The sequence below is a fragment of the Pseudomonas rustica genome, assembly GCF_018336155.1.
In the GTDB taxonomy this organism is placed as follows: Bacteria; Pseudomonadota; Gammaproteobacteria; order Pseudomonadales; family Pseudomonadaceae; genus Aquipseudomonas; species Aquipseudomonas rustica.
In genome coordinates this window covers 123,351-147,030 of sequence record NZ_JAGYHF010000013.1, presented here as the reverse complement: position 1 = coordinate 147,030, position 23,680 = coordinate 123,351, and the positions used below count along the sequence as shown (strand labels likewise).

At 59.9% G+C, this 23,680-nt stretch carries 20 protein-coding genes; 10 read left to right on the top strand and 10 right to left on the bottom strand.

All coding sequences use genetic code 11. From position 1 onward, the window contains the following. From KFS80_RS23410 to KFS80_RS23390, 5 genes are all read right to left on the bottom strand, one after another. Nucleotides 1–405 (bottom strand): carboxymuconolactone decarboxylase family protein, encoded by a 405-nt coding sequence (locus tag KFS80_RS23410; RefSeq protein ID WP_008088075.1) that lies wholly within the window; start codon nucleotides 403–405, stop codon nucleotides 1–3. Between the two features lie 128 nt (nucleotides 406–533). Then, nucleotides 534–1,019 carry a flavin reductase family protein gene (locus tag KFS80_RS23405; RefSeq protein ID WP_053121178.1) on the bottom strand — a complete coding sequence of 162 codons (486 nt, stop codon included), beginning with the start codon at nucleotides 1,017–1,019 and terminating at the stop codon, nucleotides 534–536. A gap of 12 nt (nucleotides 1,020–1,031) precedes the next feature. After that, entirely contained in the window at nucleotides 1,032–2,513 is a 1,482-nt protein-coding gene (locus KFS80_RS23400; protein ID WP_053121176.1) for an aldehyde dehydrogenase, read from the bottom strand. Then, entirely contained in the window at nucleotides 2,510–3,343 is an 834-nt protein-coding gene (locus tag KFS80_RS23395; protein ID WP_212546094.1) for an alpha/beta fold hydrolase, read from the bottom strand. The genes KFS80_RS23400 and KFS80_RS23395 overlap by 4 nt, the downstream gene beginning before the upstream one ends. A gap of 31 nt (nucleotides 3,344–3,374) precedes the next feature. Beyond that, nucleotides 3,375–3,965: an amino acid synthesis family protein gene (locus KFS80_RS23390; protein WP_122594276.1), complete on the bottom strand. Its 591-nt coding sequence runs from the start codon at nucleotides 3,963–3,965 to the stop codon at nucleotides 3,375–3,377. A 450-nt stretch (nucleotides 3,966–4,415) separates the two neighbouring features. Between KFS80_RS23390 and KFS80_RS23385 the strand changes: the two genes are divergently transcribed. Both KFS80_RS23385 and KFS80_RS23380 read left to right on the top strand, forming a co-directional pair. Further along, nucleotides 4,416–5,459, top strand: coding sequence for a WD40/YVTN/BNR-like repeat-containing protein (locus KFS80_RS23385; protein ID WP_212546093.1), 1,044 nt, complete (start codon nucleotides 4,416–4,418; stop codon nucleotides 5,457–5,459). Next, nucleotides 5,456–7,840 carry an efflux RND transporter permease subunit gene (locus tag KFS80_RS23380; protein ID WP_053121170.1) on the top strand — a complete coding sequence of 795 codons (2,385 nt, stop codon included), beginning with the start codon at nucleotides 5,456–5,458 and terminating at the stop codon, nucleotides 7,838–7,840. The genes KFS80_RS23385 and KFS80_RS23380 overlap by 4 nt, the downstream gene beginning before the upstream one ends. A gap of 261 nt (nucleotides 7,841–8,101) precedes the next feature. Here KFS80_RS23380 and KFS80_RS23375 read toward each other — a convergent pair whose 3' ends face one another. Together KFS80_RS23375 and KFS80_RS23370 are read right to left on the bottom strand one after the other, a co-directional pair. Beyond that, entirely contained in the window at nucleotides 8,102–8,821 is a 720-nt protein-coding gene (locus tag KFS80_RS23375) for a FadR/GntR family transcriptional regulator (protein WP_053121168.1), read from the bottom strand. Between the two features lie 223 nt (nucleotides 8,822–9,044). Next, nucleotides 9,045–10,781, bottom strand: a complete 1,737-nt coding sequence (locus KFS80_RS23370) for an IlvD/Edd family dehydratase (protein WP_212546092.1) — start codon at nucleotides 10,779–10,781, stop codon at nucleotides 9,045–9,047. A gap of 193 nt (nucleotides 10,782–10,974) precedes the next feature. On the opposite strand from KFS80_RS23370, the gene KFS80_RS23365 reads away from it, so the two are divergent. From KFS80_RS23365 to KFS80_RS23330, 8 genes are all read left to right on the top strand, one after another. Then, the gene (locus tag KFS80_RS23365) at nucleotides 10,975–12,297 is read left to right on the top strand and encodes an MFS transporter (RefSeq protein WP_159815096.1); all 1,323 of its coding nucleotides are present in this window, start codon (nucleotides 10,975–10,977) and stop codon (nucleotides 12,295–12,297) included. A gap of 160 nt (nucleotides 12,298–12,457) precedes the next feature. Then, entirely contained in the window at nucleotides 12,458–13,450 is a 993-nt protein-coding gene (gene araD1 / locus KFS80_RS23360) for an AraD1 family protein (protein ID WP_212546091.1), read from the top strand. Between the two features lie 9 nt (nucleotides 13,451–13,459). Continuing rightward, nucleotides 13,460–15,040 (top strand): aldehyde dehydrogenase (NADP(+)), encoded by a 1,581-nt coding sequence (locus KFS80_RS23355; protein ID WP_212546090.1) that lies wholly within the window; start codon nucleotides 13,460–13,462, stop codon nucleotides 15,038–15,040. 166 nt (nucleotides 15,041–15,206) lie between these two features. Next, nucleotides 15,207–15,518, top strand: a complete 312-nt coding sequence (locus tag KFS80_RS23350; protein WP_008088034.1) for a DUF5629 family protein — start codon at nucleotides 15,207–15,209, stop codon at nucleotides 15,516–15,518. Next, nucleotides 15,505–16,680 carry a lactonase family protein gene (locus tag KFS80_RS23345; RefSeq protein ID WP_212546089.1) on the top strand — a complete coding sequence of 392 codons (1,176 nt, stop codon included), beginning with the start codon at nucleotides 15,505–15,507 and terminating at the stop codon, nucleotides 16,678–16,680. The genes KFS80_RS23350 and KFS80_RS23345 overlap by 14 nt, the downstream gene beginning before the upstream one ends. Before the next feature lie 156 nt (nucleotides 16,681–16,836). Next, nucleotides 16,837–17,016, top strand: a complete 180-nt coding sequence (locus tag KFS80_RS23340) for a hypothetical protein (RefSeq protein WP_007917967.1) — start codon at nucleotides 16,837–16,839, stop codon at nucleotides 17,014–17,016. A gap of 417 nt (nucleotides 17,017–17,433) precedes the next feature. Next, the gene (locus KFS80_RS23335) at nucleotides 17,434–17,646 is read left to right on the top strand and encodes a hypothetical protein (RefSeq protein ID WP_212546088.1); all 213 of its coding nucleotides are present in this window, start codon (nucleotides 17,434–17,436) and stop codon (nucleotides 17,644–17,646) included. Beyond that, nucleotides 17,643–17,900 (top strand): hypothetical protein, encoded by a 258-nt coding sequence (locus KFS80_RS23330; protein WP_212546087.1) that lies wholly within the window; start codon nucleotides 17,643–17,645, stop codon nucleotides 17,898–17,900. The genes KFS80_RS23335 and KFS80_RS23330 overlap by 4 nt, the downstream gene beginning before the upstream one ends. A gap of 157 nt (nucleotides 17,901–18,057) precedes the next feature. Here KFS80_RS23330 and KFS80_RS23325 read toward each other — a convergent pair whose 3' ends face one another. From KFS80_RS23325 to KFS80_RS23315, 3 genes are read right to left on the bottom strand one after another with little or no spacing between them, the layout of a single operon-like run. After that, nucleotides 18,058–18,642, bottom strand: coding sequence for a glutathione S-transferase (locus KFS80_RS23325; protein WP_212546086.1), 585 nt, complete (start codon nucleotides 18,640–18,642; stop codon nucleotides 18,058–18,060). Then, nucleotides 18,639–22,280, bottom strand: coding sequence for an SbcC/MukB-like Walker B domain-containing protein (locus tag KFS80_RS23320; RefSeq protein ID WP_212546085.1), 3,642 nt, complete (start codon nucleotides 22,278–22,280; stop codon nucleotides 18,639–18,641). The genes KFS80_RS23325 and KFS80_RS23320 overlap by 4 nt, the downstream gene beginning before the upstream one ends. Further along, entirely contained in the window at nucleotides 22,277–23,521 is a 1,245-nt protein-coding gene (locus tag KFS80_RS23315) for an exonuclease SbcCD subunit D C-terminal domain-containing protein (RefSeq protein WP_212546084.1), read from the bottom strand. Before KFS80_RS23315 ends, KFS80_RS23320 begins: the two co-directional genes overlap by 4 nt. Nucleotides 23,522–23,680 lie beyond the last annotated feature (159 nt).

Genomic DNA, 23,680 nt, shown 5'->3' with positions numbered 1-23,680 from the left:
CTAAACAGCCGAGGGGTTAACTGGGGCTTCGGCGTCGGCTTCGGCGAAGGCTTCACGGGCCAGCCGGAAACTGTCCACGGCTGCCGGAACGCCGCAATAAATGCCGACCTGAAGCAGAATTTCGCGTATTTGCTCACGACTCAGGCCGTTACGCAAGGCGCCACGCACATGCAGCTTGAGTTCGTGCGGACGGTTGAGCGCCGAGATCATCGCCAGGTTGATCATGCTGCGCTCCTTGAGCGACAAACCTTCACGACCCCAGACATGGCCCCAGCAGTATTCGGTGACCATTTCCTGCAGCGGGCGGGTGAAGTCGTCGGCGTTCTCGATTGAGCGCTGCACATAGGCTTCGCCGAGCACCTGAGTGCGGATCTTCAGGCCTTTTTCATACTTCTCGTTACTCATCATTCCTCCAATCCCCCAATCCCCCTGTAGGAGCTGCCGAAGGCTGCGATCTTTTGATCTTGCTCTTGAAAATCAAAGTCAAAAGATCGCAGCCTTCGGCAGCTCCTACAGGGAATTGAGTGTGGCTATCAGGCCAGTGTCGGCAACGGGCCGAGCTTGCCTTTGTGGTAGATCATCGGTGTCACCGGTTGCGCGGGCAGGATCAGGTTCTTCACCGCGCCAACGATGATCGCGTGATCGCCGCCGTCATATTCACGCCACAATTCGCACTCGATGATCGCGGTGGCTTTGGCGAGAATCGGGTTACCGAGTTCGCTCAAATGCCACTCGATACCGGCGGCCTTGTCCTTGCCTTTACCGGCAAAAGCATAGGCCTCGGCGGTCTGGTCAGCGGACAGCAAATGAATCGCAAACTTTTTGCTGTCACGCAGAATCGGATAAGTGTCGGAGGCGTAGTTAGGGCAGAACAGCACCAGCGCCGGGTCAATCGACAGCGCGCTAAAAGCGCTGGCGGTGATGCCGACAATGCCGCCCTCCGGGTCAACAGTGGTAACCACCGTGACGCCGGACGGAAACGAGCTCATGACGTCTTTGTAAATGCCGGGTTCGATCATTTCGCAGGACTCCTAGCGCATCACAAACGGATCAGGCATTGGCGCCTGAGACAAGTTGATCCACACCGTTTTCAGTTCGGTGTAGGCCAGCACCGAATCGATGCCGCTTTCGCGTCCATAGCCACTGTTCTTGAAGCCGCCGATCGGCGCCATCGCCGACACCGCGCGGTAAGTGTTGACCCAGATAATCCCCGAGCGCACATCACGAGCGAGGCGATGCGCCCGGCCCAAATCACGCGTCCAGATGCCGGCGGCGAGGCCGAACTGCGAGTCGTTGGCGATGGCCAGCGCCTCGGCTTCATCTTTAAAGCGAATGACCGAAGCCACCGGGCCAAAGACTTCTTCCTGCATGATCTTCATCGAATTGCGATCGCATTCGAACAGCGTCGGTTCGTAGAACCAACCGTCACCGAGATCGGTCGGCCGCTTGCCGCCAGTGCGCAACCGCGCGCCCTCAGCGATGGCATCAGCGACCAGACCTTCGACCACCGCCAGTTGCTGCGCGGTGGCCATCGGCCCCATTTCGCTGGCGTCTTCCTGCGGGTTGCCGATGCGAATGCGCTGGGCGCGTTCGACCAGTCGATTGACGAATTCGTCGTAGATTTCATCCTGCACCAACAGCCGCGAGCCAGACACGCAACTCTGCCCGGACGCCGCATAAATCCCGGCAATCGCGCCGTTGATCGCGCTGTCCAGATCGGCGTCGGCGAAGATGATGTTCGGCGACTTGCCACCCAGTTCCAGCGACAGCTTGGCGAAGTTCTCGGCGCTGCTACGCACCACATGCCGCGCCGTCGCCGCGCCGCCGGTGAAGGCGATTTTGCGGATCAGCGGATGGCGGGTGAGGGCGGCGCCGGTGCTCGGGCCGTAACCGGTGACGACGTTGACCACACCCGGCGGAATCCCGGCTTCGAGGGCCAGACGCGCCAGTTCCAGAATCGTCGCCGAGGCGTGCTCGGACGGTTTGATCACAATCGTGTTGCCAGCGGCGAGGGCCGGGGCGAGTTTGATCGCGGTCAGATACAGCGGGCTGTTCCACGGAATGATCGCCGCGACCACACCCATCGCTTCGTGCACGGTGTAGGCGAACAGATCGGGCTTATCCAGCGGCAGCGTGCCGCCTTCGAGCTTGTCGGCAAGACCGGCGGTGTAGTGGAAAAATTCGGGCAGATAGCTGACCTGGCCACGGGTTTCGCGGATCAGTTTGCCGTTGTCGCGGCTTTCCAGCTGCGCCAGTTGTTCTTTATTTTCGGCGATCAAGTCACCGAGACGGCGCAGCAACTTGCCCCGTGCGGTGGCGGTCAGGCCGCGCCAGGCCGGGCTGTCGAAAGCAGTCTGTGCCGCTTGCACGGCGCGTTCGACGTCCGCTTCATCAGCGTCAGGCAATTCTGCCCAGGCTTGCGCGGAGGCCGGGTTGAGGCTTTCGAAAGTCTTGCCGGAGAGGGCGTCGACCCATTCTCCGCCGATGCACATCTGGAAGCGTGCGAGTGTCATGCAACGATCCCCTGTATAGGGTTTTGTCGGGAGTGTGCGAATTGGAGAAATTCCAGCAGCGTCTGATTGACCAGACGCGGCGACTCTACGGGCATCATATGCCGTTGCTCGGCCAGCACGGCAACCTTCGCACCGGGGATGCGTCGGGCCAGTTGCTCGGCCATTTCCGGGGTCGAACCCGGGTCGAGTTCGCCGGTGGCGATCAGCGTCGGCGCTTGAATACTGCCCAAGTCGTCAACGCGGTACATGTCTTGGGTGGCGAACAATTCATAAGTGGTCAGATAGCCTTGCGGATCATTACCGGCGAGGGTCTGGCGGATCGCCGCGATCTGCGCCGGGTTGGCAGCCTGATATTCGCGGCTGAACCAGCGCGACAGCGCCGCTTCGGCATTGGCGTCCGGGCCGTGCTCGGCTGCTTGCGCGGTGCGAGCAATGACGCCGGCACGCTGTTCTTCGCTGCGGTTGAACACGCTGTTCAACACCACCAGGCTTTGCAGGCGCTGCGGGTAATGCAGGGCAAAGGCCCGCGCGACCAGACCGCCCATAGAGAAGCCGATCACCGCTGCCTGTGGCAGATTCAGGTGATCGAGCAACTCCAGCAACTGGTCGGCGTAACCGAGCAGGTCGGTGCCGCTGGCTGGTCGCGGGCTGGCGCCATGACCAAGCATGTCGTAGGCGATCACCCGGTATTGGCTGGACAGGCCGACAATCTGGCCGCCCCACATTTCTTTATTCAGGCCCACGCCGTGGATCAAAACCACGGGCTGGCCTTGGCCGGTCGCCAGGTAACTGGTGCCAGCCGGGGTGAGTTCAGCGGTGAGCCGAATCATGGAGCGCTCCTGCAATGCCTTTTTATTGTGATTACTGGGCTTTTTCGGCGGCCAGCTCTTCCAGATCGATGTAGCGGTTGCCAATGCGCGGGTGCAGGCGACCACCGTCGGCGCAACCCAGCACGACAACGATTTCGTCGGCACGCGGCGCGTCTTCGATCTGCATTTCCAGGGTGATGTAGTGCGAACGCTGACCTTCGTCGTCCTTGTGCATCATCGGGATCTGGATCGAGGTGCCCGGGCCGCCGCGCTTGTTGGTGAAGCTCAGGTAGCTCTTGGCGTTGACGGCTTCGCGGTAGTGGTTGCCGAAGCGCAGGGTGTGGATCACGGCGGAGGCGTGTTCGATCTCGCCATCAGCACCGACCACGGCGGCTTTGCCGTAGGCCTCGATTTTGTCCGCGCCACCGATGATGCCGACTAGACGCTCAACCATCAGCGCACCGAGGTCGGAGCAGTTGGCGCGGATCTGCGGTTTGAGGTCTTCGACGAAACCGTTGCCCACCCAAGGGTTTTTCATCACCACGGCGAGGCCGACCATGGTCACTGGCTTGTCAGTGGCTTTGCCGCCTTCGATGAAGGTTTCTTCGACATAGCTGACGATCTTGCGAATTTCGAAACTCATGAGCTGCTCCGTAGGGGGATTGAGAGTGTCTGTGCGTCTGATGGTATACCATAATACCGATCGTGCAAGTCCCTCCGGTAACTTTTGCCGCATCACCCCGGCGAATGGTCATGCATTCGAATCTCCAAGCCACCATGACCCCTTGTGGGAGCGGGCTTGCTCGCGAAGGCGTTATGTCCGGCGACATCTATACCGGCTGACACGACGCCTTCGCGAGCAAGCCCGCTCCCACAGGGAACTTCATTCGTTACAGAGAACGGCTTTCGGTTAACAAAAGATAACGTGGCGCCGATTGTCAGACGTTTCTAAAGCCCGATAGGATGAGCCAGCTTCCGAAGTGGCTCTGGATTGCGGGTTTCAGGACTATGCTTCTGATCTGCCATCAGCGGAGCACACTTGCGGCGCCCTTGAAGGCCAAATGGCCTAACAATAATAAATAGGGGAAGGTCTATGAGTCGTTGCCGCCCGCCGGCGTTACGCAACACCGCGTTGCTGGCCACAGCACTCTCTCTGCTGGGCTTTGCCACGTTGTCGGCACCCGTAATTGCCGCTGAGGCCCCGGCCGACGTGGTCTATGCCACCGAATCCAGCAAAGCCGCGAAAAGCCTGATTCTTGATGTCGTCCACGCCGGTGCGCGTCTGGTCGCGGTCGGGGATCGCGGGCACATCGTCTATTCCGATGACCAGGGCAAAACCTGGAAGCAGGCCAAAGTGCCGAGCCGGCAACTGCTGACTTCCGTGTATTTTGCCGACGACAAACACGGCTGGGCGGTCGGCCATGACGCGCAAATCCTCGCCAGCGAAGACGGCGGTCTGACCTGGACCAAGCAATTCGAAGACCTCAAACGTGAATCGCCGCTGCTCGACGTCTGGTTCAAGGACGTCAACAGCGGCTTTGCCGTGGGCGCTTACGGTTCGCTGATGGAAACCACCGACGGTGGCAAACACTGGGAAGACGTCAGCGACCGCCTCGACAACGAAGACCAGTTCCACCTCAACGCCATCGCGGCGGTGAAAGACGCCGGACTGTTCATCGTCGGCGAGTCGGGCAGCATGTTCCGCTCCGCCGACTGGGGCCAGACCTGGGAAAAACTCGAAGGCCCGTACGAAGGTTCGCTGTTCGGCGTGATCGGCACGGCCCAGGCGCAAACCCTGCTGGCTTACGGCTTGCGCGGCAACCTCTACCGCTCGACCGATTTCGGCAGCACCTGGGAACAGGTCGAACTGAAAGCCGCGCGCGGTGCGCTGGAATTCGGTCTGTCCGGCGCGACCTTGCTGCCGGATGGCTCGATCGTCATCGTCGGTAACGGCGGCTCGGTGGTCAGCAGCAGCGACAACGGCGAAACGTTCAGCGTGTTCAACCGTCCGGATCGCATCTCGCTGTCTTCCGTCACCGCGGCCGGCGACGGCAACCTGATTCTGACCGGGCAGGGTGGCGTTCACACCACTCAGCCAAACGGCGCCGAAGTTAATAATAAGAAGGCGGGGCTATGACTTCCTTGATCACTCCTCAGCAGGAAAAGGCGACGTTCCTTGAACGCCTGATCTTCAACAACCGCCCGGCAGTGATTCTGATCTGTCTGGTGGTGAGCATTTTCCTGTTCTGGCAGGCGACGCTGATCCGCCCGTCGACCAGTTTCGAAAAAATGATCCCGCTCAAGCATCCTTTCATCGAGAAGATGATGGAGCACCGCAACGACCTGGCGAACCTCGGCAACACCGTGCGCATTTCGGTCGAAGCGACTGACGGCGACATCTTCTCCAAGGAATACATGGAGACCCTGCGTCAGATCAACGACGAGGTGTTCTACATCTCCGGCGTTGACCGTTCGGGTCTGAAGTCGTTGTGGAGCCCGAGCGTACGCTGGACCGAAGTGACCGAAGAGGGTTTTGCCGGCGGTGAAGTGATCCCGCAGAGCTACAACGGCTCGCAGGACAGCCTCGATCTGCTGCGCAACAACGTGCTCAAGTCCGGCCAGGTCGGGCGTCTGGTGTCCAACGACTTCAAGTCGAGCATCGTCGATATCCCGCTGCTCGAGTCGTACCCGGATCCGCAGGATCAGGGCAAGCTGCTCGCTCTGGATTACCGCCAGTTCTCCCATGAACTGGAAGACAAGATCCGCACCAAGTTCGAAGCACAAAACCCCAACATCAAAATCCACATCGTCGGTTTCGCCAAGAAAGTCGGTGACCTGATCGACGGTCTGGTGATGGTGGTGCTGTTCTTCGGCATCGCGTTTGTCATCACCCTGATCCTGCTGCTGTGGTTCACCAACTGCGTGCGCAGCACCATCGCGGTACTGAGTACGACGCTGGTGGCGGTGGTCTGGCAGCTCGGGTTGATGCACTTCTTCGGCTTCGGGCTCGATCCGTATTCGATGCTGGTGCCGTTCCTGATCTTCGCCATCGGTATCTCCCACGGCGTGCAGAAGATCAACGGTATCGCCCTGCAATCCAGTGAGGCGGATAACGCCCTGACTGCTGCGCGACGCACCTTCCGGCAACTGTTCCTGCCGGGGATGATCGCGATTCTCGCGGATGCGGTGGGCTTCATCACGCTGCTGATCATCGATATCGGCGTGATCCGTGAACTGGCGATCGGCGCGTCCATCGGCGTCGCGGTAATCGTGTTCACCAACCTGATCCTGCTGCCGGTGGCCATTTCCTATGTCGGCATCAGCAAGCGCGCAATTGCCAAAAGCAAGAAAGATGCAAACCGCGAACACCCGTTCTGGCGCCTGCTGTCGAACTTCGCCAACCCGAAAGTCGCACGCATTTCGGTGGTGCTGGCGCTGATCGCTTTCGGTGGCGGCCTCTGGTACAGCCAGAACTTGAAAATCGGTGACCTCGACCAGGGCGCACCGGAACTGCGTCCGGACTCGCGCTACAACAAGGACAACAACTTCATCATCAACAACTACTCGACCAGTTCCGACGTGCTGGTGGTGATGGTCAAGACCAAGGCTGAAGGCTGCTCACGCTACGAAGCCATGGCGCCGATCGACGAACTGATGTGGAAGATGCAGAACACCGAGGGCGTGCAGTCGGCGATCTCCCTGGTGACCGTGTCCAAGCAGATGATCAAAGGCATGAACGAGGGCAACTTGAAATGGGAAACCCTGTCGCGTAACCCCGACGTGCTGAACAACTCGATTGCCCGCGCAGACGGCCTGTACAACAACAGCTGCTCGCTGGCGCCGGTGCTGATCTTCCTCAACGATCACAAGGCTGAGACCCTCGATCGTGCGGTGGCTGCCGTGCAGGAATTCGCCAAGGACAACAACAAGGACGGTCTGGAATTCATCCTCGCGGCCGGTAACGCCGGGATCGAAGCAGCCACCAACGAAGTCATCAAACAGGCTGAACTGACCATCCTGATTCTGGTGTACATCTGCGTGGCGGTGATGTGCATGATCACCTTCCGTTCGTGGGCGGCGACCCTGTGCATCGTCCTGCCGCTGGTGCTGACCTCGGTACTCGGCAACGCGCTGATGGCGTTCATGGGCATCGGCGTGAAAGTCGCGACGCTGCCGGTGGTGGCGCTGGGCGTGGGGATTGGCGTCGACTACGGCATCTACATTTACAGCCGACTGGAGAGTTTCCTGCGTGCGGGCCTGCCGTTGCAGGAAGCCTATTACCAGACGCTGAAATCTACCGGTAAAGCGGTGCTGTTCACCGGTTTGTGCCTGGCGATTGGTGTGTGCACGTGGATCTTCTCGGCGATCAAGTTCCAGGCCGACATGGGCCTGATGCTGACCTTCATGCTCCTGTGGAACATGTTCGGTGCGCTGTGGCTGCTGCCGGCACTGGCGAAGTTCCTGATCAAGCCGGAGAAACTGGCGGGGCAGAAGGGTAACTCGCTGTTTGCGCATTGATCTGAAGGGCTGAAACGACAAAGCCGCAACCTTAGGGTTGCGGCTTTTTTGTTGTTTGAGATCAAGAGCCCCTCACCCTAACCCTCTCCCGGAGGGAGAGGGGACTGACCGAGGTGTGCGGCTTGATCCATCGACCTGAAATACCGAGTCGATTATGGATTCACAGCAAATCGTTCAAGTCGGCGCAAATCTCGAATATCCCCCAATCGGTTCCCTCTACCTCTGGGAGAGGGCTAGGGTGAGGGCAGAGGATCTCAAGCGTTAAGTGAGTTCAGCGCCAAGCACAACACTCAAAGCACTACGCGCATCATCCAGCTGCACCAACGTCGCATGCCGAGCCCCCAGCGCATCACGGTTCTCGATCGCCGTCAAAATCGCCTTATGCCGCGGCAACGCCAACTCATGCAGATTCGGCCGCTGATTCGAATGCTTCAACGCTTCAGCAATCGCCACTGACAACATATTGCACAGATTCGCCAGCAAATCATTGTGCGTCGCATCGGCAATCCGGCTATGGAAATCCAGATCCGGCTGCAACAGCGCTTCCGGCGTCGGCGCCGCTTCCATGCGCTGATACGCTTCACCAATCGAAGCAATATCCGCCTCGGTCGCATGCTGAGCGGCGAGGGCGGCTGCCGCCGGTTCAATGATGCTGCGCACACTGGTCAGCACATTGAAGAATTCATTTTGCGGGCTGCTTTGCATCAGCCAGTGCAGAACGTCCGGGTCGAGCATATGCCACTCGCGGCGTGCCTTGACCACCGTGCCCACACGCGGCCTGGAATACACCAGACCCTTGGCCACCAGCACTCGCGTGGCTTCACGCAACACCGGGCGGCTGACCGCGTACTCTTCGCAGAGCAAGGCTTCGGCGGGCAGTTTGTCGTCGGGCTTGAAGCGTCCGGAGACGATCTGCATGCCCAGTTCCTGGACGATGCGCGAGTGCATGCTTTTGCGGTCGGAGGGTTTGCGGTAATCCATGGGGAACGGCGCGATCCTGAGCGATGGAGATGCCGCGCATCATAGCAGGCACCAGACAATCTTGAGGCAGACACACAGCCAAATGTGGGAGCGAGCCTGCTCGCGAAGGCGGCATATCAGTCAAATAGATGTCGACTGACACTCCCTCTTCGCGAGCAGGCTCGCTCCCACAGTGGAAATGCATTCCAAGGTAGGAGCTGCCGAAGGCTGCGATCTTTTGCTCTTAGTGGGAATGACGAGGCACTTCAGCCCCACGGCAACCCACCAAAAAGTCAAAGTCACAACCCTGATCCGCCTGCAGCACATGGTCGATGTACAGCTGACGATAACCGCCCACCAACAATTGCTGCGGTGGCTGCAGATCCGCCATGCGCGCCGCCAGTTCGGCATCCGGAATATCCAGATGCAAACGCCCGGTCGCGCAATCCAGCTCGATCCAGTCGCCTTCCTTCACCGTCGCCAAAGGCCCGCCAGCCGCCGCTTCCGGCGCCACGTGCAAAACCACCGTGCCGTACGCCGTGCCGCTCATCCGTGCATCGGAAATGCGCACCATGTCGGTCACACCCTGAGCCAACAGCTTTGCCGGCAAGCCCATGTTGCCGACTTCAGCCATGCCCGGATAACCCTTCGGCCCGCAGTTTTTCATCACCAGAATCGAATCTTTATCGACATCCAGTTCCGGATCGTTGATCCGCGCCTTGTACATATCAAAGTTCTCGAACACCACTGCGCGACCGCGATGCTGCATCAGTTCCGGGGTCGCGGCGGATGGCTTGAGCACCGCACCGAGCGGCGCCAGATTGCCGCGCAAAACGCAAATGCCGCCGTCGGCGCGAATCGGGTTGTCGAGCGTGCGGATCACTTCGTCTTCGCCATAGATCGGCGCGTCGTTGGTGTTCTCGCCAATGGATTTGCCGTTGACGGTCAACGCATTCGGATGAGGAATCAGATTGGCTTCTCCAAGGCGACGCAACACCGCCGGTAGACCGCCAGCGTAATAGAACTCTTCCATCAGGAAACGCCCGGACGGTTGCAGGTCAACGATGGTCGGCATGCCGCGACCCATGCGCGTCCAGTCATCCAGATCCAGCTCGACGCCGATGCGCCCGGCGATGGCTTTCAAGTGAATCACCGCGTTGGTCGAACCGCCGATGGCCGCGTTCACCCGGATAGCGTTTTCAAAGGCTTCTTTGGTCAGAATTTTCGACAGCTTCAAATCTTCGCGAACCATCTCCACCGCGCGCATGCCGGACATGTGCGCCAACACATAACGTCGCGCATCCACCGCCGGAATCGCCGCGTTGTGCGGCAGCGAAGTGCCGAGTGCTTCAGCCATGCAGGCCATGGTCGACGCGGTGCCCATGGTGTTGCAGGTCCCCGCCGAACGCGACATGCCGCCCTCGGCCGCAAGGAAATCGTCGATGGTAATGGTGCCAGCCTTGACCTGTTCGCTGAGCTGCCAGACCACGGTGCCGGAACCGATATCTTTGCCTTTGTGCTTGCCGTTGAGCATCGGCCCGCCGGTGACGACGATGGCTGGCACGTCGCAACTGGCGGCGCCCATCAACAGCGCCGGGGTGGTTTTGTCGCATCCGGTCAGCAGCACCACGCCGTCAATCGGGTTGCCGCGAATCGCTTCTTCAACGTCCATGCTCGCCAGGTTGCGGGTGAGCATGGCGGTGGGGCGCAGGTTCGATTCGCCGTTGGAGAACACCGGGAATTCCACTGGAAAACCACCGGCCTCGATCACCCCGCGTTTGACGTGCTCCGCAATCTGGCGGAAGTGCGCGTTGCACGGGGTCAGTTCCGACCAGGTGTTGCAGATGCCGATGATCGGCTTGCCATGGAACTGGTGGTCGGCGATGCCCTGATTCTTCATCCAGCTGCGGTACATGAAGCCGTTCTTGTCGGCCGTGCCAAACCATTGGGCGGAACGCAGGGTGGGTTTCTTATCAGACATGATCGATTCTCTTATTGTATGACTATAGTGTTCCAGCTACGGCCTAATCTAAGCGCAAAATCCTAGGTTTGGAAGTGTTGTTGTTGAATTAGTATTACTATATAGTCGTTTTCGACGGAGGGATGGCCCTGGCGGTTTTCCGCGAGAGGCGTCCCCCGAGGTTCTATAAAAACAACAATCGGAGACCGATCTCATGAGCCAGGAACTGCGGCTAATCCGGCGCATAACGCTGAAACTGATTCCCTTCCTGATCCTGCTGTACCTGATCGCCTATGTGGATCGCTCCGCCGTCGGCTTCGCCAAGCTGCACATGGGCGCCGACATTGGCATCGGCGATGCGGCTTACGGCCTCGGCGCCGGGCTGTTCTTCATCGGCTACTTCCTTCTCGAAATCCCCAGCAACCTGATGCTTGAACGCTTCGGCGCACGCCGCTGGTTCGCGCGGATCATGATCACCTGGGGCGCGATCACCATCGGCATGGCCTTCGTCCAGGGCCCGCACAGTTTCTACGTGATGCGCTTTCTGCTCGGCGCGGCCGAGGCGGGCTTCTTCCCGGGCGTTCTCTACTACATCACCCAATGGTTCCCGGTGCGCCATCGCGGCAAGATCCTCGGGCTGTTCATCCTTTCGCAACCGATCGCAATGATGATCACCGGCCCGGTGTCCGGCGGTTTGCTCGGCATGGACGGCGTGTTGGGCCTGCACGGCTGGCAGTGGCTGTTCATCGTCATCGGCACGCCGGCGATCCTGCTGACCTGGCCGGTGTTGCGCTGGTTGCCGGACGGCCCGCAACAAGTGAAGTGGATGGATCAGGCGGAAAAAGACTGGCTGACCGGTGAACTGAAAAAGGATCTGCAGGCATACGGCCAGACCCGCCACGGCAATCCGCTGCATGCACTGAAAGACAAGCGCGTGTTGCTGCTGGCGCTGTTTTACCTGCCGGTAACGTTGAGCATTTATGGATTGGGTCTGTGGTTGCCGACGTTGATCAAACAGTTTGGCGGCAGCGATCTGGTCACTGGTTTCGTGTCGTCGGTGCCGTACATCTTCGGGATCATCGGCTTGCTGATCGTGCCGCGCAGTTCCGACCGCTTGAATGATCGCTACGGGCATCTCGCCGTGCTTTATGTGCTGGGTGCGATTGGCCTGTTCCTCAGCGCGTGGCTGACCTTGCCGGTGGCGCAACTGGCGGCGCTGTGTCTGGTGGCGTTTGCGCTGTTTTCCTGCACGGCGGTGTTCTGGACATTGCCGGGGCGGTTCTTTGCCGGCGCGAGTGCGGCGGCGGGGATTGCGTTGATCAATTCGGTGGGGAATCTCGGCGGGTACATCGGGCCGTTTGTGATTGGGGCGTTGAAGGAATACACCGGCAACCTCGGTTCCGGCCTGTATTTCCTCTCGGGGGTGATGGTGTTTGGCTTGATCCTGACGGGCGTGGTTTACCGCGTGCTCGAGCGCAAACACGTCCTGCCGGTTGACCAGTTCGCCGCCAGCGCCCGCGGCGCAACCCGTACCTGATTTTTGGGAACTACGTAAATCCCTTGTGGGAGCGGGCTTGCTCGCGAATGCGGTGGATCAACCACCATCACCGTTGACTGACACACCGTATTCGCGAGCAAGCCCGCTCCCACATTGGGTCGTCGCAGCGTTCAAGATTGACGTAAAGGAGAGAAATTTCATGCATCTGGTTCAATTCGAATTAAGCAACCGCGAACGCCGTGTCGGCGTGGTCGACAACGGTGTGGTGCGCGAAGTACAGGACGCCCGCAGCGTGCGCGATCTGGCGCTCGCCGCCATCGAGGCCGGCAACACCCTCGAGCAGCAAGTGCAAACCCTCGGCCTCGGCAGCAGCCACGACTACGTCGAACTGCTGTCGCAACTGCGCATCCTGCCGCCACTTGATCACCCGGATCCGGCGCACATGTTGATCAGCGGCACCGGCCTGACCCACCTCGGCAGCGCCTCGGCCCGCGACAAAATGCACCAGCAGGCTGGCGACGAAGCGACGATGACCGACACCATGCGCATCTTCAAATGGGGCGTGGAGGGCGGCAAACCCGCGGCGGGGCAGGCCGGTGTGCAACCGGAATGGTTCTACAAAGGCGACGGCAGCATCGTCGTGCGTCCGGGCCAACCGTTCCCGGTACCGCCATTTGCCGAAGACGCCGGCGAAGAACCTGAAATGGCCGGCCTTTACATCATCGGCAACGACGGCAAGCCGTATCGCCTCGGTTTCGCGGTCGGTAACGAGTTCTCCGACCACATCATGGAACGCAAGAATTACCTGTATCTGGCGCACTCGAAACTGCGCAGTTGCAGCTATGGCCCGGAACTTCGCACCGGTGAATTGCCTCAACATCTGGCAGGCACCAGCCGCATCCTGCGCGACGGCGAAGTGCTCTGGCAGAACGAGTTTCTCAGCGGCGAGGCGAACATGTGCCACAGCCTCGCCAACCTCGAATACCACCACTTCAAGTACAGCCAGTTCCTGCGTCCCGGCGACGTGCACATTCATTTCTTCGGCACCGCGACCCTGTCGTTTGCCGATGGGATCCGCACACAGCCGGGTGACGTCTTCGAAATCAGCCAGGCCGAATTCGGCGCACCGCTGGTCAACGGCATCGTCCCGGTACCAGCGGCGTTTGAACCGGACAGCATCGGCACCCTTTAAGGAGATCCCATGACTCAGATTCTCGGTCACAACTACATCGGCGGTCAGCGCAGTGCCGCTGGCGACGTAAAATTGCAATCGGTCGACGCCACCACGGGCGAACCACTGCCCCACGATTTCATTCAGGCCACGCTGGAAGAAGTCGGCGCTGCGGCAAAGGCTGCCGCTGCCGCCTACCCGGCGTATCGCAGCCTTAGCGCTGAGCGCCGCGCGCAGTTTCTCGATGCGATCGCTGATGAACTGGATGCCCTCGGTGATGATTTCGTCGCCGTGGTCTGCCGCGAAACCGCATTGCCGGCCGGGCGTATTCAGGGTGAGCGCGGACGCACCAGCGGACAGATGCGTCTGTTCGCCAAAGTGCTGCGTCGTGGCGATTTTTATGGCGCGCGGATTGATTTACCGTTGCCGAATCGTCAGCCATTGCCACGTCCGGACTTGCGTCAGTACCGCATCGGTCTCGGCCCAGTAGCAGTGTTCGGTGCGAGCAACTTTCCGCTGGCATTTTCCACTGCCGGCGGCGACACCGCTTCAGCGCTTGCCGCCGGTTGCCCGGTGGTGTTCAAGGCCCACAGCGGCCATATGGCCACCGCAGAACTGGTTGCTGATGCGCTGATCCGCGCCGCCGAAAAAACGGCGATGCCGGCCGGCGTGTTCAACATGATCTACGGCGGTGGCGTCGGTGAATGGCTGGTCAAGCATCCGGCGATTCAAGCAGTTGGTTTCACTGGCTCGCTGAAGGGCGGTCGTGCGCTGTGCGACATGGCGGCGGCGCGCCCACAACCGATCCCGGTGTTCGCCGAGATGTCGAGCATCAACCCGGTAATAATTTTGCCGCAGGCACTGGCCGAGCGTTCCGAAACCATCGCCCGCGATTTAACTGCTTCGGTGGTGCAAGGCTGCGGCCAGTTCTGCACCAATCCTGGCTTGGTGATCGGCATTCGTTCGCCAGAGTTCAGTGCGTTTGTGCAGCAGGTTTCTGGTTTGATCGGTGATCAGCCAGCACAAACCATGCTCAACGCGGGCACCCTCGGCAGCTACGGCAAAGGCTTGCAGAAGCTGCTGGCGCATCCCGGCATCGAACATCTGGCCGGTAATCCGCAGCAGGGCAATCAGGCGCAGCCGCAGCTGTTCAAGGCTGACGTCAGCCTGTTGATCGAGGGTGATGAAGTCCTGCAGGAAGAAGTGTTTGGCCCGACCACGGTGATTGTTGAAGTGGCGGACAAGGCGCAACTCAGCGCGGCGTTGCAGGGTCTGCACGGTCAACTGACGGCGACGATTATTGGTGAACTGGCGGATTTCGAGCGCTTCGCTGAACTGACGCCGCTGCTGGAGCAGAAGGTCGGGCGGATCTTGCTTAACGGCTATCCAACTGGCGTTGAGGTGTGCGATTCGATGGTGCACGGCGGGCCGTATCCGGCCACCTCCGATGCACGCGGCACTTCGGTCGGCACGCTGGCGATCGACCGCTTCCTGCGCCCGGTGTGCTTCCAGAACTACCCGGACAGCTTGTTGCCCGAGCCACTGAAAAACGCCAACCCGCTGCGCATCCAGCGCCTGGTTGACGGCAAACCCTCGCGCGACGCGCTCTAAAACCACCCCCAATCCCCTGTGGGAGCGGGCTTGCTCGCGAATGCGCTGTATCAGAAACACATTTGTAGACTGACACAACGCATTCGCGAGCAAGCCCGCTCCCACAGGGGTTGTGCGTTCACAATGAGCTATCATTGCCGGTTTCCCCCTGAAAGACTTGATTGCCATGACTGCCCAAACCCTTCTCAACGCCCTCGAACACTGCGGTATGGTCGAAATCGACGGCCTGCATGCCTTCGAATTCGCCCTCGACGAAGACGACAATCTGCACATCGAATGCATCGATGGCCGAGCGGCCAAGCATTGGGAATTTACCCCGGCTCAAGTTGCAGCGGCGACTTTTGATGACTCGCTGCAGAGCTGGCTGATCGTCGGCTATTTCAATGAAACCAAAGCGATCGGCGAACACCGCCTGGTGTGCCATGGCGATGTCGTCAGCAGCAGCGATGATGAGGATGACACTGATGAAAATGCGTAAATTCTGGCCACTGCTGATGGCCGGCAGCGTAGGTGCCATGGGCCTGTCCACGGCATCGGCAGAAAGCTTTCAATTGTTGGTCGGTTCTTACACCGCCGGCACCAGCCAGGGCATCTATCGAATGAATTTCGACAGCGCCACTGGCCAGATCGACGCCAAGCCGCTGCAAGTGGTGAAGAGCGAAAACCCGTCGTGGCTGACCCTGTCCAAAGACCAGCATCGCCTGTTCGTGGTCAATGAAAACGGCCCGGGCCAGAAAGACCCGGTCGGCCGCGTCAGCAGCTATTCGATCGATCCGAAAACCCACGCGCTGACCCTGATCAATCAAGTACAGAGCCTGGGCAACGAGCCGACCCATTCGAGCCTCAGCGGCGACGCCAGCCACTTGTTCGTCAGCAACTATTCGGTGGTGGAAGATCCGGGCGGAACCCTGGCGGTGTTGCCCGTCGGTGCTGACGGCAAGCTGAAACCGGTAGTGCAAATGAGCGCGCACCCGGCGAGCCGGGTCAACCCGGAGCGTCAGGCGTCGAACCACGTGCACTCGACGATTTCCTCGCCGGACGGTCGCTACGTGTTCTCCAATGACTTGGGCGCCGACAAGGTCTTCATCTACCAATTCGACCCGAAAGCCAACCCTGATCTGCCGCTGACCCCAGCGAAAACCGCGTTCGTCGCCATGCCAGCCGGCAGCGGCCCACGTCATTTGCTGTTCAGTGCTGACGGCAAACATGCCTGGCTGACCATGGAAATGAGTGCGCAGGTCGCGGTGTTCGATTACAACGATGGCGTGCTGAAGCAAACCCAACTGGTCGATCTGGCCGCCGGTCAACCGACCTCGGACAAGGCCGGCGCGGCGCTGCACACCTCGGCGGACGGCAAGTTCCTCTATGTCAGCAACCGTGGCACCGCGAATCAGATGGTGGTGTTCAGCATCGATCCGGCGACCGCCCAGCTCAAAGAGCTGCAAAAGCGTTCGGTGGAAGGTGATCATCCGCGCGAATTCAGCCTCGATCCGAGCGGCAAGTTCCTGCTGATCGCCAACCAGAAGAGCAACCAGATTGTTGTCGTTGAACGCGACAGCAAGACCGGTCTGCTCGGCAAAACCGTGCAGAAACTGCCAATGGACGCCCCGAGCGACCTGAAGTTTATGGTGCGACAATAAGCCACAGGCCCCGGTTTACGGGGCCTGTCTCTTTGTATCAATCGCGCTGATATTCGGTAATGCTACAAAGCATTTCAGGCGAGTAACCGTCGAGCGTTAAGTTTGCTTCACAGCCCAACCGGGCAATCAAGCCAACCGAACACGAGGGTTACCGCCATGAACTTCAATCTCTTCTCTGTTATCGCCGCTTCCGCCATCTCCGCCACCGTTGTGCTGCCAGCCAGCGCCAACGTTGAAATCAACAGCAAAAAATCCCACACCCAGAGCTACACCCAAAAATACCTGCAACAGAGCGCCAACTTCTACGCTGCTCTGGATCACAAAGCCCAACACTGAAAGTCCCATTCTGCCTCCGCACCATTCGGGGGATTCACACGATCTCCTGTAGGAGCTGCCGAAGGCTGCGATCTTTTGATCTTAAACGTCAAAAGATCGCAGCCTTCGGCAGCTCCTACATGTTTGTGCGCGTGTGGTTTGATCGTTCCCACGCTCTGCGTGGGAATACCTCTAGGGACGCTCTGCGTCCAGTGACGCGGAGCGTCACGGGCTGCATTCCCACGCAGAGCGTGGGAACGATCCGTAAAGACCGTCGCCCCCGTGTGCGTGAAGCACGGTCATAGGTTTTCTCAAACGCGCAAATAGACCGGCTAAATAATCAACGCAGCTGATGTTCACTATGTAAAACCCTGAGTGGTTGCCCGTGCTGTTTTGATCGATTCTGTGGTCATCGAAACATGCCCACGGGAGAACACCATGGCCAGCGCAATCATCACTTCAGCCAAACGCGGCGCCTACCTGGCCATCGGTCTTTACCTGGCCGTTGTACTGGTCGTCAGCATCGCCTCGCAGATGGAGCACCGCTTCGACGCACCGATCGACGTCGCCCATCCCGGCATTCAGTTTGAAGTCCGCTCGCAGAGCGTGATGGTCGACCGGGCTGAACTCGCAGGAGTCGGCGGCGCATGAAAGGCTACAGACTTTGGGTCATCGCCAGTCTGGCGGTCATGACTAACGGCGCTTCGTTATTAGGGATGGGTCAGGGTTCGGTGGGCGGGTTGGCGCGGGCCATAGAGGCCAATCACAGCATTGCGCACAACATTGAACGGGCGAATACCCTGGGGCTGATGGCGGGGAATCCGCCGGTGAAGGTTTCGGCGGATTTCCTTGGGCCTTTCGAAGTGGATTGCATGGCGCTTGGGATGTGCAATGCGCTTGCCTAGACACCACAATAAATCCCCTCACCACAGGGTTGATCGTTCCCACGCTCTGCGTGGGAATGCAGCCCCGGACGCTCTGCGTCCAATTGGAACGCGGAGCGTCCCTCGAGGCATTCCCACGCGGAGCTTGGGAATGATCAATCAGGCAGGAAGTTGAGGGTTACTTCTTCATGATCGAGGTGAAGAGGTCGGACTCGAGGAAGTTGTTCAACCAGGCCTGCAGACGCGGGTAAGGCGTCTGCGCAAACCACTCGCGATCGACATGCGCGAACTGCCGAACAAACGGCAGCAGGGCGATATCCGCCAGGCTCGGATGATCAGCCAGCAAATAATCGCGATCCTGCAACAACCCCTCCAACCGCTGCAAAAACACCGCGCCCTGAGCCCGATAAACCTCCATTGGCTGTTCCGGATACCGCTCGGCATACTTGTAGCGATTCAAATCAACCTTGAACCCCTGATCATTCGCCTCGATCAACTCGGCAATCCGCGAATCGCCGTCAAGCAACCAACCCTGCGGATCATTCTGCGCCAGCGCCCAGCGCATGATTTCCAGGCTCTCATCAATCACCCGACCATCCGCATCCAGCACCGGCACCGTGCCCTTCGGCGAGATCGCCAGCATCTCCGCCGGTTTGGCTTTAAGGCTGACCTCGACAATCTCCACCGGCACGCCCGAATAACGCAGGGCCATCCGCGCGCGCATCGCGTACGGGCAGCGGCGGAAGGAATACAGCGTGTTCATTTCACCTCCAGGGTGCTCAAACCATTGCCCTGACGCTGCACCTGAATCTGCACCGGAATCCGTTCGTGCATTTCCTGTACATGGGAAATCACCGCGACCTTACGGCCCTGCGCCTGCAAACCATCCAGCGCATCCATCGCCAGTTGCAGCGACTCCGGATCGAGGCTGCCAAAACCTTCGTCGATAAACAGCGATTCGATTTTCAGCGTGCTCGACGCCATCGACGCCAGACCCAGCGCCAACGCCAGCGATACCAGGAACGTCTCGCCGCCAGACAACGAATGCACCGAGCGCAGTTCATCGCCCATTTCGGTGTCCATCACCAACAAGCCGAGCATGCTGCCGCCGCGTTTCAGGCGATAGCGTTTGACCAGTTGGCGCAGTTGCACGTTGGCGTGATGCACCAGCAAATCGAGGTTGTAGGCCTGGGCGATCTTGCGGAACGTATCGCCGGTGGCCGAGCCAATCAGCGCACTGAGCCGCGCCCAACGCTGATACTCGGCGTAGGCATCAGCAATCTGCTGCGCCAAGGCCTGATTGGCATTCTGCCGGCGCTGATCTTCGACCTGTTCTGCACGCAGTTCAGCGCATTGCTGCTCGCTGACGTTGAACTGGTTCTGCAAATCCGTCAGGGCCGTGGCGAGTTGCTCGGCATCAAGATTGCCGTTGTGCTGAGCTTGATGCGCGGCTAAGCGCTCGTCACGTTCTTGCAAAAGCACTTTGGCTTGCTCGATGGCTTTTTCGTTTTGCTGCAAGCGTTGGCGCAGTTCAGCGAGTTGCGCGTCGTCAACCCGCAACAGATCTTCGAGGCCACCGTCATCCAGCTCCGGATGACGAGCGCGCCAGTCGGCAATCTTGCTGGCCAGATCCTTGTCTTCACTTTCCAGAGCCTGCAAACGTTGTTGCTGCGCTTTGAGTTCGGCGGCGATTTGCACAAGCTGCGTGCGCACACTTTGCAGTTCTTGCGCAGTACTGGTTTCGGCGGCGCGCGCCTGTTCCACAGCCTGTTCCAGTTGCTGCTGCCACTGTTCGGCGCTGCTGTGCTCACCGAGCAATTGCGCCAGTTTCTGCTGGCACAGTTGCTGTTGCTCGGCCAGCGCATTGAACTGCTGTTCAGCGGTTTGTGCCTGCTGCGCGCGGGTCTGCTGACGATCCTGTTCTTTATCCAGCGTCTGCTGCCGTTGCTGCTGTTCGCTCAGTTCTTCCTTTTGCTGATCGAGTTGCGTCAGACGCTCGGCGATCTGCCGGTCAAGCTGCATAAACGTCGCCGCCGGCTCTAGGCGCAGGGCTTCAAGGGTCTCGGCCGGTAGGAGAGGGCCGAACGCCGTCAGCTCTTCGTCGAGACGCTGACGGTCGCTGCTCAGTTCGCGCTGTTGATTGCTCAAGTGCTGCGCGGCTTGTTGATGCGCGGTTTCCGCCTGACGCAATTGTTGAGTCAACCGCGCGGCATCCTGTTGCAGGGTGAGCAGGGCGCTCTGGCGCTGTTCGTCCTGCGTGATGCTCTGGTTCAATTGCTCGTTCTGGCGCATGAGCCAAGCGTCGCGTTTGTCGGCGTCCTGATTCAACAACTGCGCGGACAGCGGATGCGCGTCGAGGCTCGGCGCGAGGGCCTGTTGCTGGTTCGCCAGTTGCTCTTGTTGTTGCAGCAGTTCTTTCTGCTGAGCAATGACAGCGCCGACGTCGGCGCGCAGTTCACTGAGTTTTTCCTTGAGCTGATCGACGACTAGCTGAGCGTTGGCCTGTTCGCTTTCATCGTGGCGACCGAGGCTTTGCAGCAGCGCTTCCGGCTGGTGATAAGGATGCTCATTGCTGCCACACACCGGGCACGGTTGATCGTCCTGCAACTGCGCGCGCAACTCTTCGACACTGGCACTGCGCGCCAGACGCTGCCGTTCAAGCAGTTCGCGGGTGACGTTGAGGGTTTGCTCGGCGACGGTCAGCTCAGCTTTGGTTTTGACGCCGTCCTGCGTCAGGCGCTCACGCTCCTGCTGCGCGTTGAGCTGGCGTTGTTGCAACTCGGCGCCGCGCTTGTCCAGATCCTGTTGAGTGGCCCACAAGCGCGACAGGTCTTCGAAAGCGCGCAGTTGTTTGCGGTTGTCCTGCAACAGCGTACCGAGAATGCCGATCTGCTCGGCGACGGCATCCGGTTCGGCGCCTGCCTCTTTGAACAGCACTTCGAGTTGTTGCTTCTGGCTGGCAAATTCTTCAGCGCTACGCGTGGCGTTTTGTTCGAGGTTAGCCAGTTCGGCCTGACCTTTGTTCAGGCGATTACCAATCAACATAAGCTGTTGCAGGCGATCGCGATAGGCATTCCACGCATCGCTCAGTGGCGCCAGATGAGCGCTTTGTTCCAGCTCAGCGGCGATGCGTTGCAAGCGTTCGGCGACCTGGCCCTGCTTTTCCTGCAAGGCTTGAATAGCGCTCTGGCCGTCGGTGCAGGCCTGTTGCGCAGTGGCTTTGGCCTCAGCGCTCGCGGCCACATCTTTGGCCAGACGGGCGAGGGTGCTTTGCTCTTCGAAGGCCTGACGCAACAACGGCGCGTTTTCAGATTGGCGTTGCTGCGCCTCGGTCAGTGCGACTTTGGTGGCCTCAAGATTCTGCTCGAGTTGCGTCTGACGTTCAGTCAGTTCGGCGTGCTGGCGGGTGTGCTCGGCAATCTGCGCGGCCAACGGCGTCAACAACGCATCGAGTTCGGTTTTGCGGGCGAACTGGTGCCGTTGCGGGCCGAGTTGTTCCAGACGCGTCAGCTTGATGCGTTCGCCGGCCAGCGCTTCCGATTGTTGCTGGGCGCTGCGCAATTGCTCGCTGGCGGCTTGCTGCGCGTCCTGCAACAGACGCAAATCCTTGAGCCAACTGTGTTGCTGCTCCAGTTGCTTCAATTGCGCCTGCTGCAACTTGAGTTGCTGCTGTGCAGCGTTGAAATGCTCATCCAGTTCGGCGCGCGCTTCGGGTGCCAGCGGGGTAACGCCAGTGGCCTGATCCTGCAACAGCTTGTGCGCTTCGCGGGCCTCTTTGGTCTTGTCGAATGCGCGACGGCCGAGGCGGGTATACAGCGCGGTGTCGGTGAGTTTTTCCAGCAGTTCGCTGCGATCGTTGTCGTCCGCTTTGAGGAACGCGCTGAACTCGCTCTGCGCCAGCAGCACGGCACGGGTGAACTGTTCGAAGTTCAGGCCGAGTGCGGCTTCCAGTTGGGTTTTGTATTCGCCTTTCTGGCTGGCGAGCAGTTGATCCTGATCGATGTCACGCAGGCTCTGACGGCTGGCCTGCAACTTGCCGCCAGCCTTCTCGCGGGCGCGGTTGGCTTCCCAGCGCGCCCGATAGCGACGGCCATCAACACCGACGAAATCCACTTCCGCATAACCTTCACCGGTGCCGCGACGCAGCAGTGTGCGCGGGTCACCGGTGGCGATCTCGCCATCAGCATCCGGGACTTTGGCGTCACGGCCGGTGTTGTTCAGGCGCGGAACAGCGCCGAACAGCGCCAGGCACAAGGCGTCGAGCAGGGTACTTTTACCGGCGCCGGTCGGCCCGGTAATCGCGAACAAACCGGCGCTGGCCAGCGGTTCAGCGGTGAAATCGATCTCGAACGGCCCGGCCAGCGAAGCGAGGTTTTTCAAACGAATGGCGAGAATTTTCATGGCTGCTCGCCCTCCAGTTGCACGTCTTGCAGCAGTTCGGCGAAGTCCTTCAGCGTTTGTTCATCGACCTCGTTGCCATAGTTGTCGAGCCAGGCGCGGCTGAACAATTCCTGCGGGGTGAGTTGATCGAGTTCGATGAGCGCGGTGCCATCCTCCTCGCCGTCAGCGCCACGCTTGCCGGCGTATTCAGCAGCGATGCGCACCAGGCGCACGGCTTTGCCTTGCAGAGCGTTTTCCACTTGATGGCGCAGATCCGGCTGCGGCTCGTCGAGGGTCACACGCACTTCCAGCCACGGCTGGCGCTGGGTTTCAGCGAGCAGGTCGATGTTCGGCAGGTCGGCCAGTTGTAGCAGAATCTCGGCCAGCGGTGCCGGGCCGATGCGTTGCAGGTTGACCGAACGCGGGATCAGTTTTGGCTCGACGCTGACCAGGGTTTCGCCATCAAGCGTGACGTCGAGAATCTGATGCTGATAACCGATCTCCGAGAACGACAACGGGATCGGCGAACCGCTGTAGCGAATGCGCTCCTCACCGTTGACCTTCTGCGGCTTGTGCAAATGGCCGAGGGCGACGTAGCTGATGCTTGGCCCGAACAGGCTGGCAGGCAGCGCTTCGGCGTTACCGATGATCAGGCTGCGCTCGGAGTCTTCAGAGACCGAGCCACCGGCCATATGCGCGTGGCTGATGGCGATCAGCGCCTGACCTGGTTGGCGTTTGGCGTTGGCCGCTTCGATCAGCCATTCGTGCACCTGACCGATGCCGCGCAAATAGTTGTCGCCCAGGTGTGCACCGGTGACTTCGGCCGGGCGCAGAAAAGGCAGCGCCAGGCACCACGCGGCGATGTCGCCTTTGGCGTTCGGCAATGGCAGCAGCAGACGTTCGGAATCGAGCTGGCCGTCATCCAGCCACAGCACGCGACCCAGCGCATGGGTGCGCAAGCGGCGCATCAACGGCGCGGGCAGTTCGATGCGCGAGCCGGAATCGTGGTTACCGGCGATCATCACGATGGTCAGCGAGGGCTGCTGCTCGTGGGCGTTGACGATGAAATCGTAGAGGCATTCCTGGGCTTTGACCGGCGGATTGACCGTGTCAAAGATGTCACCGGCAATCAGCAGCACATCCGGCTGCGCCAGTTTCAGCTGGCGCAGCAGCCATTCGAGAAAACAGGCGTGCTCGAAATCGCGCTCCTGACCATGCAGGTTTTGCCCAAGGTGCCAGTCGGAGGTGTGAAACAGACGCAAGGCGGACTCCGCAACAAAAAAAGATGATGGCCGCGCGGGAATGAAGAGGCGGCGAAAGAGGGGGAGAGTTTACTGGCAAAACCACACCCTGTGGTCGAAGTCAGTCTGTTGGAATGGAGATGCAGGTTAGAAAGGGAACCCTGTGGCGAGGGGATTTAT